Genomic DNA, 14,794 nt, shown 5'->3' on the forward strand with positions numbered 1-14,794 from the left:
GGAGGTCCCGGTATGAAGCGAACCACGATTCTAATCGCAGAGGACGAAATGGAGATTGCCGACCTGATTGCCCTGCACCTTCAGAAGGAAGGGTATCACTGTATCCAGGTGCCTGACGGCCGGGCCGCGGTGCAGGCCATTCAGTCACAGTCCATTGATCTGGCGATCCTGGATATTATGATGCCGGAGCTGGACGGGTACGAGGTTACCCGCCAGGTCCGGGTGAAGCATAACCTGCCAATTATCTTTTTAAGCGCCAAGACTTCAGATTTCGATAAGATTACCGGCCTTGTGATGGGAGCGGATGATTATATGATTAAGCCCTTCAACCCTATGGAGCTGCTGGCCCGTGTCAATTCCCAGCTGCGGCGTTCCCGGCAGTTCAGCCAGCCTCCGGCTGCCCAGCAGGCCCCGGTGCTGGAGTCGGGCGGGCTTATGATATCCCCTGACCGGCATACAGTTACGCTATACGGGAAGGCCATTGACCTCACGCCCAAGGAATTCGATATCCTCTATCTGCTGGCCAGCCACTCCAAGCAGGTGTTTAGCGCGGAGAGTATTTTTCAGCAGGTATGGGGCGAAGCGTACTATGAATCCGGCAATACCGTGATGGTGCATATCCGTACGCTGCGCAGGAAGCTGGGCGAGGATCAGAATAAGGACCGCTTCATCCGGACCATCTGGGGTGTCGGGTACACGTTCAATGACTAAGCGGGCCCGGGGCTTCCGGGCCAGATTAGTCCAGTTCCTGGGGGTAAGCATGCTGCTCTCAGCCGGTCTGACCTATGGGATCTTCAAGCTGCTTCAGCTCTACTATTCCGGGGTGAAGTGGGAGGACCCGGAGGCGGAAGTGCGCCGGTTCATCTACAAGCTCGGGGACTTCAACGTATCGCTGATGCTGTTCATTCCGCTGATGCTGATCTTCTTTTTCAAGTTCACCAAGCCTTATATCCGTTATCTTAACGAGATCTCCAGCGGGATTCATCATCTGGCTAACGGGGAGTTTCAGAATCAGGTGAAGATTGCCTCAAGGGATGAGTTCAGCGCGATTGCAGAGGATCTGAATGCGGCAGGGGCTAAGCTGCTGGCAGCGGTGCAACGGGGGGATTTCGCTGAGAGCAGCAAGGACCAGCTGGTTGTCAATCTGGCCCATGATCTGCGTACGCCGCTCACCTCTGTGCTTGGCTATCTGGATCTGATCCTTAAGGAGGAGAAGCTGCCGATGGAGACGATCAGACACTACGCCACCATTGCCTTCACCAAGTCCCAGCGGCTGGAGAAGCTGATTGACGGACTGTTCGAAATCACCAAGATGAACTATGGCACGCTGCCTATGGTGAAGACGCACCTGGATATCGGTGAGCTGCTCCGGCAATTGAACGAGGAGCTATATCCGGTATTTGAGCGGAATGGCCTGACCTCCCGGCTGAAGATTAGCCCCGGCCTAAACGTCTATGGGGATGGGGATCTGCTGGTACGGGTCTTAGGGAATCTGCTGACCAATGCCGCCCGCTATGGGCAGGAAGGCGTATATGTGGATATTAACAGCCGTCCTGATTCAGGTGCAGTAGCGGTTGAGGTGATCAATTACGGGAATCCCATTCCGCCGGAGGAGCAGGCGCATATCTTCGAGATGTATTATTCCGGGGACCGGGCGCGGACTCATCAGGATGGCGGCACGGGTCTGGGTCTGTTCATTGCGCGGAACATCGTAGAGCAGCATGAGGGAACTCTGTCTGTGGAGAGTAACGAGATATGGACAAGATTCGAGATGCGGCTGCCGCAAGCGTAAGCGAAGTTAAGGGAGGAGAGAATCAGAATCATGTATCATTCCAAGCGAAAATATGCTGCTGCCATGCTAAGCCTGGTGGTTCTCAGCCAGTCCATCGCCTTCGGAGCCTATACGGCTGCCGCTAAATCTTCAGCGGGAACAGCGGCGGCCACCGCCTTACCTACTCTCGAGGAACTGGGGGCGGTCTCCTTGAAAAGCGGCGTGAGTGTGAAGCTCCTGAACGCAGCACTTCAGCCTCAGGAGAGCGGGAATATACTCACGTACACCTTGAATTACTACAACGGAACGGGCAGCAATGTAAGCCTGATCGATTATTTCTCCAAGGTCACCACTTCAAGCGGTGCTGTGATTCAAGGCAAGCCGGTAACAGGCAGTGCTGCGGTCAAGTCTATTCCGGCTAACAGCAGTCAACCGGTGACGTACTACGTCAATGCAGGAAAAGCTGCCAAAATTAACGGAGTCCGCATCGCCTTATTCGGCTGGGATTTCAGCCAGGCGAATTACCAGAAGAAGCTGGGAATGTTCACGATTCCCGGCTCCTACTCTACAGTGACTCCCAAGGGCCAGAGCAAGAAGCTGACTCTGGGAGGGCTGCCGGTGACCGGCAAGGCAGAAAGCATGCATATCTATAAGGTGGACGGCAAGGTATATGCCAGGGTTGGAGTCAGCTTCACCAACTCGGGAGCCAAGGTGCTTAAGGATACGGGCCTGAAGGGATACCTTGTATCGCCGGGAGGCCCGATGTTCGAGCTGAAGGCGGACAAGGCTGACACCCCTATCCAGCCCAAGGAGAAAAGAATCCTCTATTACCTGGCAGACCTTCCTTCTTATACGAAGCTGGACAATATGTCCCTGCAATTCGTTCAGGAGGACGATGCGCTGCAAATGAAGCTGCCGGTTGCCGAATATAAGCTGCCTGCGGCGGAATCACCTAACTTTAATGTACCTGTGAACGCTATGAAACGGCTCAAGGTCAATAACAGCCTGATTGAGACCCAGTTAGCCAGTGCGGCGGTGTATTCGGAGGACAATTTGGCGAAGTGGAGCCTGAAATTCCGTGTACGGAACACTGGCAATCAGGCAGTGACGCTGCCGGCGTACCCGTTCAGTCTCATCACAGCCGAGGGGTACAGCTACCCGGTCAGCAATACAGCCCTGGCGGGCCTTATCTTGAAGCCGCTGGAGGAGCAGACCGTAGAACTCAGCGCCGAGCTGCCCCTGAAGCTCAAGCAGGGCGTGCTCCGGCTGCAGATGACTGAACCGGCTGAAGCGGACCGGATTGCCTTCCCGGCAGCGATTTTCCAGATTCCATATTCCTTGCAGCCGGATCATCTGCTGGCTACAGAGTACCCTGTGCAGAACCCTCTGGGGACCTTCGTGGTTAAGCTCGAAGCGGTGGAACGTCTGCCGTGGTCGGACCAGGATCAGGTGGTGACTAAGGTGAGCCTACGCAATACTGGTGCGTCCACGGTGCAGCTCCCGGCGCTTACAGCGCTGCTGAAAGCGGGGGATAAGGACATCAGCGGCAGCGCGCAGCTTGTAATCAATGGCTCCGATACTCATCTGGTTCCCGGGGAGACAGCCGTATTGTATATCGCAGGCAATCTTCCCTATTCCTATAATCTCACGAAGCTGAAGATCATTCTTCAGTATACTTCGGGAGAGGCCAAAGCGAATTTCCTGACCCTGTTCACCAGCCAAGTGGACAATACCCTGAGAACGGCTGCTGCCGGTGAGCCTCTCCATATAGGACTGACCGGCAAGAAGGCAGAGGTGCTGGAGAGACAGACCCGGATCTATCCGGGGACAGATTCCAAGCTGATCTATACAGAGCTGATACTGACCAACGAGGAGTTACGCAAGACCCAGCCGTCACAGCTGGTGGGTTATTACAGAACTGCGGATCAGCAGTATTTCGAAGCGGTAATCAGCCAGCCGGAGGCGGCCCTAAATCCTCTAGAGAAAAGTCTCGTCACCGTCTGGAGTAAGCTTCCGCCGGAGATTAATGCTTCAGAGCTGACCCTCTATCTCGGGGAAGGGATCGCCGCAGGCAAGCTGACAGCACCCGGGGCAGTGCCGACCGCTTATATTGATACCGCAGGTCTGGCTCTTAACGCTACGAATCCTGCACCGCAGCCGTCTCTTCAGAAGCTGGAGCTGTTCCCCTTCGTCATGTCGGTGACCCAGTCCACCGCAACCCTGTCGGAGGACCGCGAGTCTATCGAGGCGAAGCTTAGCTACCGGTTAACCCGCAGCGGGCTGTACGTAGCCGGGACGAATGAGCATAAGCTGGTGGCCGAGCTGATCGATCCGTTCGGCCAGCCTTCGGAGAAGGTTCTGCCTCTGGGCGAGGAACTGACAAGTGCAGGATTGCAGGACACTGTCTCCTTTACGCTGAACAATCGGGCATACAAGGCGCTCACCGGCGCCACGGTACGGGTGAACATCTATGACGAGTTCCAGGGCAAGCGGATGCTGCTGGGCAGCGAGAGTTATGCTGTGGTGTATGAGCGGCCTGCGGCGAAGAAGTAGGAGGGGAGTGATAGGGAAGGCGGCCTGCTTTTCATATTGTATAGGAAACTCTAGTTTTCTCCTACTGTGGACAAGTGCATGTAAATTTGTGAATAAGAGTTCTTTGAATAATTCAAACAGTGACTTTGTTGCTGAATGTATGTGGAAAACAGCATACATTCTGCCCACACGCAGGTGCATGGCCCAAATGTATGTGGAAAACAGCATACATTCTGCCCACACGCAGGTGCATGGCCCAAATGTATGTGGAAAACAGCATACATTCTGCCCACACGCAGGTGCATGGCCCAAATGTATGCGAAAAACAGCATACATTGTGCTCGCATACAGGCACACGGACCAAATGTATGTGGGAAACAGCATACATCCCACCGCAAAATTGGCTTTGATTTTATGTATTGCACTGGATAACAAGTTTGAAGACATGTTTTACTTTTAAGAAGCTTTTGAGCAAAGCAAATGAAGCAGGGAATGGTTCTGATACCCCAAAACAAGCCTCTAGAATATAATCTAGGGCTTGTTTTGGATGTTTTAAATTACACTATCCTCTATCCTGCGGCCCACACATCCAGCTCGATTTTGATTTCAGGGAGCCCTAATCCTTGGATATAGGCAACCGTCATGGAGGGAGGCGTGGGGCCGAATACATTATTCCAGATGGAATAGAAATGATCCCAATCGATTTCCTCCGTGGCCCAGATGTTGATTTTGATGACATGGTCCGGGGTTAGCTGCTGTGAGGACAGGATGTCCACAATATTGCTCATCGTATTCGTAACCTGCTGGTTGAAATCTGCGGGGATATTATTGTTCTGATCGATTCCGATTTGACCGGAAAAGACGTACATTTCAGCATCCCGGCTGATCTTGGTCACATGGCTGTAGCTTCCAACCGGTTTTGCTATATTTTCAGGGTTATATCTTTGGACGACCTTATTATTTAAATTCATGATGGTAAGTCTCCTTTTAAATGGGCTGTTTTTGTTAGAAAATAGACAGACTTGTCCCGTCCGCATAAATTCTAAAAGAAAACAGCAGTCGAATACCCGATTCCGGCAGACAGATATCGAATCGATCTCTTTTTCATCAGGTATCCCTCCTAATCATTTAAAATTTAACTTACTCTATGAATGATAACATACCCTCAAGAGAAACTAAAATACAGGGTGCGATAAGAGGCGAGACATACCATAAGTTAAAATTTCCCTCTGTCGTAATACTTTCGCCCTGTTGGCCCGCTGGATCGTGTGCGAAGATGGAAACATCAAACGGCTGCAATATCGCCGGGAGATCTTCAGGCTATTGCGGTCCTTCCTTCTACTCAAATTGGATGAATTAGGGCCGCAGCTCTCCTGAAGGATGCTTATCTTGAGAGGAGGCGTCGAGGCTATTGTATTCCTTCCTTCTACCCAATGGAAACCTTAAACCGTGTAGGGATACGGCTCTCCTGGACACTGTACTATGAATATGATGATGAATAGAATCTACCTGCGCAGAGCAGGCAAAATGATGGTGAAATATTCCGCTGACACTGTTGATACGAAGCAGCTCCCAAAGGGGTACTTGGCCGCAGCCCTCCGCAATCTCCAGGGGCTGGGGTACACGTTGTCGCCTGCCTTGTTCCGGGCGGTCCAGAGGCTGTCCCGCGAGGCCTTCGAGCAGCTGTACCATCTAATGATTGCAGATGTGAAGCGGATGGTTGGGGCACATGTGAATTATGCTCCGATGTATCCGGGCTTCCCGGAGCAGGTCATGCAGGAGGATGAGGCGGAGCTGTATTTCAATGCAATGTTCCATTACTATACCTGGGAAGTGCCATACGATAAGCCTGTACAGAAAGAACCGCTTCAGGAGCAGGTAACGCTGAAGGTCATTGACCTGGGGAGCATCACAGAGTTCCGGACCCTAATCCGCCAGCTGATGGAGGCCAGGGGCTCGATCTCGGCAGAGGATCAGAAGGATATCGATGCCGTTATTGCAAATACACCCGCAGCAGAGCTGGATGAGCTGCTGCCGCCCGAGATTCCGTTCAAGGAGAATGCCGGATTCGTAGCCGCTTCGCTGCTTAAGCATGAGAAGGCCGATGTGGGCCGGATCAGCCCTTATTTCAAGACAGCCACCGATGTATTGCGGTTGGCGGTGGCTTGGTCGGAAGGCGATGTCAGCCTGGCCGCACCTACCCGCTTCCGCAAGTTCAAGCGGCTTGAGCGCCGGCTGCTGCTGGGGCTCCTGGAACGGTGCCAGACAATCACCGAGGATATGCTGCGGTACCGGGAGCGCTGGATTCGCCTCGGCGAAATCCTGCACCCTTCGGAATACAAGCAGCGGTATGTGCGCTGTGAGGAAGCTTTTGCCGTGCTGCGTAATAAAAAGCCCTTCACCACCTATAACGGAAGTGTAGAGCTTGCCCTTCAGTACCAGCAGCTCTGGACGGCACTGGACCTGCTGGCGAAGCGCCCGGGCGAATTCGCACGCCGCTTGGCGAAGCTGCTGCGGATGACCCGCGAGCCGGAGTACGTGGTGATGGCCTTCAGAGAAGTGGCAGACCAGGTATCCACCCCGGTGCTGCTGCAGGTGAAGAACTACTTTGCGCACCAGCGGGAGCTGCCGGAGCTGAGAGTGTTTTTCCCTAAGGGAAATGTCGCCAAAGCCTGGGCTACCCCGAACACCCTGCCGGAGATCAGTGAAGAAGACTGCCGGGATATGGTGGACCTGTGCGAGCAGACGCTGGTGGCTCGGTTTGCGGCCCAGCCGTCTTTGGGAAAGGTATATGTGGATGAGCGCCTGAAGGACTATCTGGTGCCGTTCTCCCAGCGGTCGGCCAGCAAAGCGCTGCATACGCTGGTACGGGGAAGCCGGATTCCGATGGAAGAAGGAAACACGGTCCGTTTCTTCTGCTGGTGGAAGGAAGGGAAGATGGACGGTACCCCTACAGGCCGTGTTGATATTGATCTGTCTGCGGTGATGTACGATCAGAACTGGAAGTATATAGAGCATATCTCTTATACGAATCTGCGCTCGGCACAATATCGTGCAGTCCATAGCGGGGATATTGTAACGGCACCTTACGGGGCCAGTGAGTTCATTGACCTGCATATTCCTTCTATTGTTGAGTATGGCGGAAGGTATGTGGTGGCTACCCTCCATTCTTTTACAGGCCAGCCGTACTGCAATCTGCCAGAGTGCTTCGCGGGGTGGATGATGCGGAAGAAGCCGGGGTCCGGTGAAATTTATGAGCCAGCCACGGTATCGAACAAGATTGATGTCACAGCGGATACTCAACTCGCCATTCCTGTCATACTCGATCTGGTGGAGCGCACCGTCATCTGGACCGACCTGTCTCTGACCAGAGACCCGTTCTATCCGAATAATGTGGAGGCGAACCAGAAGGGGATGGTGATTATCGGGAAAGCAATGACCTCCTTGAAGAAGCCTGATCTGTATGATCTGTTCACGCTTCATGCCAAGGCCCGGGGCGATCTGGCCGCGTCACCGCAAGAGGCGGATACCGTGTTCTCGGTGGACCAGGGAGTCACTCCGTACCACATCGAGCAGATTATGGCCGAATATGTGGTGTGAGCAGAGCGGGCAACCTGTTTGTTCAAAAGAAAGGGGTGTCTCAGCCATACATGGCGTGGGACACCCCTTCTTTTATTAAACCGAATACGAGTAATATTTATAGAGGAATCCTGCAAAAAATGCAACAATGCCTCCCTATTGAAGCTCTCTAAGCTGAAATCCTGCACGAAATACAACAAATCCAGCGCGAACTCGCTCTAACCACTGAAATTTGTGCAAATCATGCAACATTGTAATTCAGCCAGTATCTTTTATAAAGAAATCCTGCAAAATGTGCAACAATGTTCTCCTTACAAGCGGCCGGTGAGAGAAGGCGCCAGTATTCTTCACCCGTTAGGGTGGTTTTGTACCTACTCAATCTTAATTCCATACCAGCCGTCGGCCAGCGGAGTCAGCTTATACTTCACCGGCTCTGCTGCATAGGTCTGCTGAACCATGCTCTGACTTGCGCAATACACAATATGATAGGTCGGGCCATGCTCCCTTTCCCAGCCGAATACGAACCGGAGGAGCGGCTTCCCGTCCTGCTTGCTGTAGCGCACGAAGTCCAGGCTGTCCCCGGACCATGCAGCGATCTGCCGGATCTTGTCTTGCAGGCCGGTATTCATACTATCATGGAGCTGGGAGGCAGCGGCATTCCCATTATTGGAATAGATGAACGTATTCCCGATATCGCTCCGTTCATCCAGGCTGTCCATCAGCAGCAGGGTCTCCGACTTCACGGCCTCAAACTGTCTGCTATGCTCGCGGAATAGTTTGTATTTCGCCTCGGAGGAATTGTAGCCGATGATGGAGCCTGCGCCTGCAAGCACCAGTATAACTGTAATGCAAAGTTTCCAGCGGTTGGTCATGCTCTATAACAACTTCCACGGGCGAAGCGATGGCGGCCTCCTCTGTAGGGAACCAGGCCCGGCCTTCCTGGACGAGCACAAATACGCCATACGAATCGCCATAGAACGCTATAGTCTCTGAGGCTCTTGCCATTTCGTCCTTAATCATGTGTATCTGGAAGCGCAGTTCATCTATATGTTCGGCTGGCAGCCCAATTTCCTGCACCCGCAGCCAGCCGTTCTCAAGCGCAGACCTCTCACCGGAGGGCAGAATTTCCAGAATGTTGCCTTGCGGGTCCCGGAAATAGAGCTGCTTGCGTTGCCAGAGCCCGGAAAAGAATTCGGTCTGCCCCTCTTCATCCTGCAATAGGGGGACATGAGCCTGGATGGTATCCAGGACTCTGCCGAAATGCAGCTCATCTACATAGAAGGCATAGTGATAGAATACGTGCTGGGAATTATTTTCAAAAGAGATTACGCTCTCGCCCGCACTCACCGCAAACGATGTATCGCTCTCTTCAATTACTGGCATCTGAAGAACTTCACTGTAAAATGTCTTCATATCCTCCAAGTGATTGGTTCTCAGCTTCAATTGTCTGATCTTCATGATTGTCCTCCCTTAGCGGTTCTGAATTCTGCTGTGCAAAGATTCTTCATATTGTAGCGTACAGCCATTGAGCCTGTCGATAAGGAGAGTGTAAGCTCCATTTCCAGAATTGTGGAATGTAATGCTTGCATCCCGCCATAAAATCTGTTATCTTGATATTAACAAAATGTAATTATCAATTAGTTAATAAGTAATCAGTTTTGAGGGGATGCAGAGGAATCGGAGGGATGAGCATGAAGAAGGCACTCGGCAACTGGAGCGGGTTTGAACTCGCCTGGCTGGTGATATTTACGCTGATTGCGGTTGTTTTTACGGTGATCTCCAAGGATTCGCTCTTCGGGTTCACGGTCTTCATCACCGGGGTACTATGTGTAGTGCTGACGGCGAAGGGGAAGCTGGCAAGCTATGGATTCGGGATGTATAATACTTTTGGTTATGCTTATCTGGCCTATATCAACGGATTATTTGGCGAGGTTATGCTGAATCTGCTATTCTTTGTGCCCATGAATATTGTAGGCTTTTATATGTGGAAAAGAAACATGCAGGGCGGCAAGCTGTCCATGCGCCAAATGGAGTCGAGGGGCATTCTGCTCACCATTGCAGTCTGTGTGGCGGGGGCACTGCTGCTGGGCTTTGGCTTATCGTTCATTCCCGCGCAGAATTCACCTTATATCGATGCCCTGACTACCGTGTTATCGGTGGTGGCAACGATCCTGATGGTACGGCGTTTCAAGGAGCAGTGGCTGGTCTATATTGTGCTGAATATGTTCACCGTGCTGCTCTGGGTGATCCGGACGCTGGAAGGCAGCGGGGAGGGTCTGCTGATGATTGTCATGTGGAGCGCCTATCTGATTAATGCAGTCTACGGCTACTACAACTGGAATAAAGGGGCTAAGGAGGCGCTGTCATGAAGACACTTGGATTAACACTCGGGAAGTTCGCTCCGCTACATAAAGGGCATCAGTTCATGTTCGAGACGGCGCTGCGGGAGGTTGACGAGCTGATTGTGGTGATCTATGAGACGACCGTCTCTCCGGTGCCGCTGCAGGTTAGGGCCAACTGGATTCGCAAGCTCTATCCTGCCGTCCGGGTAATAGAAGCCTGGGATGGCCCTGACGGATACTCCGATGACAGGGAGCATGAGATCCGGGAGGAGCAGTATATTCTCGGGCTGCTGAAGGGCGAGCGGGTGACGCATTTTTATTCGAGTGAATTCTATGGAGAGCATATGAGTCTGGCACTGGGCGCTATTGACCGGCGGGTGGATGAAGCGAGGGTGCAGGTGCCGGTATCGGCCACGATGGTCCGTTCCGACCCCTACAAATACCGTGATTACGTAAGCGGGAGTGTGTACCGTGATTTGATTACGAAGGTCGTGTTTGTAGGGGCGATGTCTACCGGTAAGTCGACGATTACCGAAGCACTTGCCCGGAAGTACGGCACGTCCTTCGCCAGCGAATACGGGCGGGATTACTGGACGGACCATCAGGTGGACCGGCGGATTGGGCTGGAGGCTTTTGACGAGATTGCGGTGGGGCATCTGGAGCGGGAGGAGCAGGTGCTGCTTGAGGCCAATAGGTATTTATTCGTCGATACGAATGCGATCACCACGTATATGTATGCGCTGGATTACCACGGGAAGGCTCCCGAACTGCTAACCCGGCTGGCCCTGGAGAATGCGCAGCGCTACGACCTGTTCTTCCTGTGCGAGGATGACATTCCGTATGACGATACCTGGGACCGCAGCGGGGACCAGAAGCGGCATGTATTCCACCAGCAGATTATCGGGGACCTGAAGGAGCGGCGGATTCCCTATATTCCGCTGCGGGGCACCCTCGAAGAGCGGATGGCCAAGGTGGACCGGGTGCTTGCCGCGTTCAAGCCGTACGGGAATTATTTCGGAGAGCTGGAGCATTGAGCCAGTGACAGAAGGAGGCGGAGAGAGTGGAATTGAGAGATGGTAACGGACTTACAGAGCGTGAATTCCTGGATCAGTACCGGGCCGGCGACTATGAGCGGCCTTCCGTGGCGGCGGATATGGTGATCTTCACCGTTACAGATACAGCGGCGGACCAGGAATCTGAGGCTGGGGCGAAGGAGCTGCGCCTCCTGCTGATCCGCAGAGGCGGGCACCCTTGCCTGGGCAAGTGGGCGCTGCCGGGCGGCTTCGCCCAGCCGGACGAGACCACGGATCAGGCGGCCGCACGCGAACTGGAGGAGGAGACCGGCGTCACCGGTGTATATCTGGAGCAGCTTCGCACCTTCTCTGACCCCGGGCGCGATCCCCGTACGTGGGTGATCAGCAGCAGCTATATGGCGCTAGTCGACAGCCGCCATATCCAGTTAGAGGCCGGAGATGATGCCGAGGCTGCGGCCTGGTTCAAAGTAAGCTACCAGCTCCGGCAGGAGCATAAAGAGCTGCTGGAGCCGGGCTGCATCCGCACCCGTACCTATGAGCTTCGGCTGGAAGCCGCAGGCCAAGCGCTAACCGCGGTGATCGAACAGACGGTGACGGCTACTCCGGCGGCCAGATCGGTGCAATATGCCGTCTTGTCCAATGACGGACTCGCTTTTGATCACGCCAAGATCATTGCCTATGCCATTGAACGGCTGCGCCAGGAGACGGAAAGAACAGGAATCGCGCTGCTCTTAATGCCTGAGCAATTCACCCTGGCGGAGCTGCAGCAGGTCTACGAGGTGATTGTCGGCCAGGAGCTGCCGAAGGCGGTCTTCCTGGATAAGATGGCTGCGCGTATAACTGCGACCAGCCTGTACACAGAGCATACGGAACACACCCCCTCCCGCCGCTTATATCAGCGGAACTGGGGCGAAGCTTAAGTCCAATATTGGAGATAGAACTAATCCCATACTGATAAACTACAGGAGGAAACCATCCATGAACGCAGGAAGAGCAATAGTAAGAACAATGGAATTCAGCCACGAACTCGATGTGCTGCACAACTACATTACACAATCCAAGATGCCGGTGCGCAAAAGCGACTCCTTCGATAAGCAGGTCATGCTGCTCGAAGAAGCCCAGGGTGAAAGCGCGTTCCAATCCACCTACAAAAAGATGAAGAAGGTCAACATCCTGTCCGGTCTGTTCGCCCTGCCGGTGCTGCTGGTGGTTGCCATCGCTGCAATCTACGGCAGGTATATTAACCGGGGTTATGATGTGTTCGGCTATTTCGTGGATCATCCGGTGCTGTATATCGTACCCGCCGCGCTGATCGTAGTGACACTGGTGCTGGCCTTGTACCATTCGGCACTTCGGCGGAAGCTGTATGGCCGGATCTACCCGGAGCTGAAAAGAAAGCTGGAAATAGACGCCGCCTAAGCGCAAATTCAAAAGGGGATGGCCCCCAGCCTTGCGGCTGGACCGGCAATCCCTTGATATTCGATTTACTCCATCCCCGGACTGCGCTGCTGCCCGGGCAATGCAATGCGCATCGTGACCTTCCCGCCCCCTCCGGGGGCGGCGTTGCTGAGGCTCAGGGTGCCTCCGTGCTGTTCAGCCACAGAGCGCGCAATGTAGAGCCCCATTCCGTGATGATCTCCGGAGCTGCGGCTGGGATCGCCCCGGTAGAACTGGTTAGTCGCCTCCCGGAGGTCGGCCGCCGAGAAGCCGCTGCCGGTATCGGTAACCGTGAACTGAACCGCCGCCGCCTCGCCCTGGACAAGCAGAGCGATACTTCCCCCGGGCGGGGTGTACTCGGCCGCATTGAATATCAGGTTCATGATTCCCCGCAGCAGCAGCTCCTTGTGGATGTACAGGAATTCCGGCAGCTTCTCCTGCCGGACAGAGGTCTTGAGATCCCTGCCCGCAGCCAGGGCCTTCATCTGCAGCTCCAGCTCAGCCACGATCTCTGCCGCCGGGACCCGCGCCAGCTGGCGGGATGAGCCCGCCTGCAGGCTGGACAAGTCAATGACCTCCTGCACGAAGGCTTCGATGTCTTCGGCGCTGCGGCGGATATAGCCGCTGTATTCACGCTGCGGCTCCGTCTCTACAATCTCCTGCAGCAGCTCGGCATTGCCCCGGATAATGGTCAGCGGCGTCTTAATATCGTGGGCCAGCGCGGAGATCTGCTCCCTGCGGGAGCGTTCCAGCTCCCACTGATTCTCCAGTGAAGTCTGCAGGGCATCCTTCATCCGGTCCAGTGAGCCTAGGACCTCGTCAATCTCCTGGATGCCGCTGGGCTGGACGGTGAACTCCAGATTCTCGCGCCGGATGTTCTCGGTCGCTTCCTGCAGTCCGGCCATCCGCTCCGAGAGCTTCCGGCCGAACCGGGCCGCGAGCAGGGCGGCCATCAGCAGGAACCCGAGCACGAAGAGCAAGGGCCCCAGGAGCTGGGGATTCGGCAGCGCGCTGCGCAGCAGGGGAGAAGCATACTGCGGTGTCAGAACATAGCGGAAGATCCACAGCTCCTGTCCATGCTCGGCGGTGGTGTAATAGTAGGCGCTTCTGTTGTTCCCCTCCCGGACAATTTTCCAGGCTTGCTTCGCCTCTTTAGCATTCAGATTGCCGGCCAGCGGCTTCCCTTCTAAGGTGAATACGGTGTACTCCAGCCGGTCTGGGACCCGGGGAGCCGCATTTGTTCCACTAGCAGCCAGCTGTTGCTTGAACTGGGCGATCTCCTTCTCGTCATAGTTGGCAGGCAGCAGCGCTCCCCGGGCGAACGCCAGTGTGAATGCGCCAAGCAATACGCCCAGCAGCAGAACGGTACCGAGACTCAACAGCAGCAGGTAGTGCAGGAAAAAAGTGCGCAGCCGCACGGTTTTGCGTTGTTTTACAGCTTCCATTTATATCCGATCCCCCAGATGGTTTCAATGGCTTCAAGCCCGTACCGGCCCAGCTTGCCGCGGATGTTCTTGATATGCTCCGTAATGGCACTGCTGTCACTCTCCCCGTCGTATCCGAAGACCCCTTCATAGATATTCTCCTTGGAGAAGACCTGACCGCGGTGGCGGGCCAGAAACTCGCAGATTTCATATTCACTTTTGGTCAGCGGCACCTTGTCCTCCCGGGCGTACAGCTCTTTACCGGAGAGGTTGAAGCGCACAGGGTCCATGTACAGAATGTTGCGCTTCTCCCGGCTCTCCCGCCGCAGATGAGCGTTGATCCGCGCCCGCAGCGCACCTATGCCGAAAGGCTTCATAATATAGTCATCCGCCCCCAGCCCCAGTCCGAACATCAGGTCACTTTCCAGCGTCTTCGCCGTCAAGAAAAGAATGGGACAATCCACCGCCGTGCGGATCTCCCGGCACAGGGTAAAGCCATCCACGCCGGGCATCATCACATCCAGCAGAATCAGGTCATATGCACCGAGGTCAGTCCCGCGCACCAGCGTGGAATCCGAGAAGGTGGTTACCAGATGGCGGTCGGTACTGAGCGCGTTGGCTATCAGGGACAGGATGGCGGGTTCGTCGTCTACCACAAGTATTTTGGCCATAGTT

13 protein-coding genes are annotated in these 14,794 nt (G+C 54.5%); 8 read left to right on the forward strand and 5 right to left on the reverse strand.

The genetic code is table 11. The features are described from left to right. The first annotated feature begins 12 nt into the window (after window positions 1-12). The 3 genes from NSU18_RS20590 to NSU18_RS20600 are packed head-to-tail and all read left to right on the forward strand — an operon-like array spanning window position 13 to window position 4,324. Window positions 13-711, forward strand: a complete 699-nt coding sequence (locus NSU18_RS20590; protein ID WP_341149921.1) for a response regulator transcription factor — start codon at window positions 13-15, stop codon at window positions 709-711. Continuing rightward, window positions 704-1,792, forward strand: a complete 1,089-nt coding sequence (locus NSU18_RS20595) for a HAMP domain-containing sensor histidine kinase (RefSeq protein ID WP_341149922.1) — start codon at window positions 704-706, stop codon at window positions 1,790-1,792. The genes NSU18_RS20590 and NSU18_RS20595 overlap by 8 nt, the downstream gene beginning before the upstream one ends. A gap of 30 nt (window positions 1,793-1,822) precedes the next feature. Continuing rightward, window positions 1,823-4,324, forward strand: coding sequence for a hypothetical protein (locus NSU18_RS20600; RefSeq protein WP_341149923.1), 2,502 nt, complete (start codon window positions 1,823-1,825; stop codon window positions 4,322-4,324). A gap of 548 nt (window positions 4,325-4,872) precedes the next feature. Here NSU18_RS20600 and NSU18_RS20610 read toward each other — a convergent pair. Then, entirely contained in the window at window positions 4,873-5,274 is a 402-nt protein-coding gene (locus NSU18_RS20610; RefSeq protein WP_341149924.1) for a RidA family protein, read from the reverse strand. A 517-nt stretch (window positions 5,275-5,791) separates the two neighbouring features. Between NSU18_RS20610 and NSU18_RS20615 the strand changes: the two genes are divergently transcribed. After that, window positions 5,792-7,903, forward strand: coding sequence for a TerD family protein (locus tag NSU18_RS20615; protein ID WP_341151077.1), 2,112 nt, complete (start codon window positions 5,792-5,794; stop codon window positions 7,901-7,903). A gap of 350 nt (window positions 7,904-8,253) precedes the next feature. Here the strand turns inward: NSU18_RS20615 and NSU18_RS20620 are convergent, their stop codons facing one another. Then, entirely contained in the window at window positions 8,254-8,715 is a 462-nt protein-coding gene (locus tag NSU18_RS20620; protein WP_341151125.1) for a hypothetical protein, read from the reverse strand. Continuing rightward, the gene (locus tag NSU18_RS20625; RefSeq protein ID WP_341015788.1) at window positions 8,642-9,340 is read right to left on the reverse strand and encodes a VOC family protein; all 699 of its coding nucleotides are present in this window, start codon (window positions 9,338-9,340) and stop codon (window positions 8,642-8,644) included. The genes NSU18_RS20620 and NSU18_RS20625 overlap by 74 nt, the downstream gene beginning before the upstream one ends. Window positions 9,341-9,573: 233 nt before the next feature. Here NSU18_RS20625 and pnuC point away from each other — a divergent pair, with 233 nt between their 5' ends. From pnuC to NSU18_RS20645, 4 genes are read left to right on the forward strand one after another with little or no spacing between them, the layout of a single operon-like run. Then, complete coding sequence (gene pnuC / locus NSU18_RS20630) at window positions 9,574-10,251, forward strand: nicotinamide riboside transporter PnuC (RefSeq protein WP_341015790.1); 678 nt, start codon at window positions 9,574-9,576, stop codon at window positions 10,249-10,251. Then, entirely contained in the window at window positions 10,248-11,258 is a 1,011-nt protein-coding gene (locus NSU18_RS20635) for an AAA family ATPase (protein WP_341015793.1), read from the forward strand. Before pnuC ends, NSU18_RS20635 begins: the two co-directional genes overlap by 4 nt. A gap of 26 nt (window positions 11,259-11,284) precedes the next feature. Further along, window positions 11,285-12,178, forward strand: coding sequence for an NUDIX hydrolase (locus NSU18_RS20640; RefSeq protein ID WP_341015794.1), 894 nt, complete (start codon window positions 11,285-11,287; stop codon window positions 12,176-12,178). Between the two features lie 58 nt (window positions 12,179-12,236). Beyond that, window positions 12,237-12,677 carry a DUF6097 family protein gene (locus tag NSU18_RS20645; protein ID WP_341015796.1) on the forward strand — a complete coding sequence of 147 codons (441 nt, stop codon included), beginning with the start codon at window positions 12,237-12,239 and terminating at the stop codon, window positions 12,675-12,677. 65 nt (window positions 12,678-12,742) lie between these two features. Here NSU18_RS20645 and NSU18_RS20650 read toward each other — a convergent pair whose 3' ends face one another. Continuing rightward, complete coding sequence (locus tag NSU18_RS20650; protein ID WP_341149925.1) at window positions 12,743-14,140, reverse strand: HAMP domain-containing sensor histidine kinase; 1,398 nt, start codon at window positions 14,138-14,140, stop codon at window positions 12,743-12,745. Next, window positions 14,128-14,790, reverse strand: a complete 663-nt coding sequence (locus NSU18_RS20655; RefSeq protein WP_341015799.1) for a response regulator transcription factor — start codon at window positions 14,788-14,790, stop codon at window positions 14,128-14,130. Before NSU18_RS20655 ends, NSU18_RS20650 begins: the two co-directional genes overlap by 13 nt. Between the last annotated feature and the right edge of the window lie 4 nt (window positions 14,791-14,794).

It is taken from the genome of Paenibacillus sp. FSL H8-0048 (assembly GCF_038002825.1).
GTDB lineage: Bacteria > Bacillota > Bacilli > Paenibacillales > Paenibacillaceae > Paenibacillus_AQ.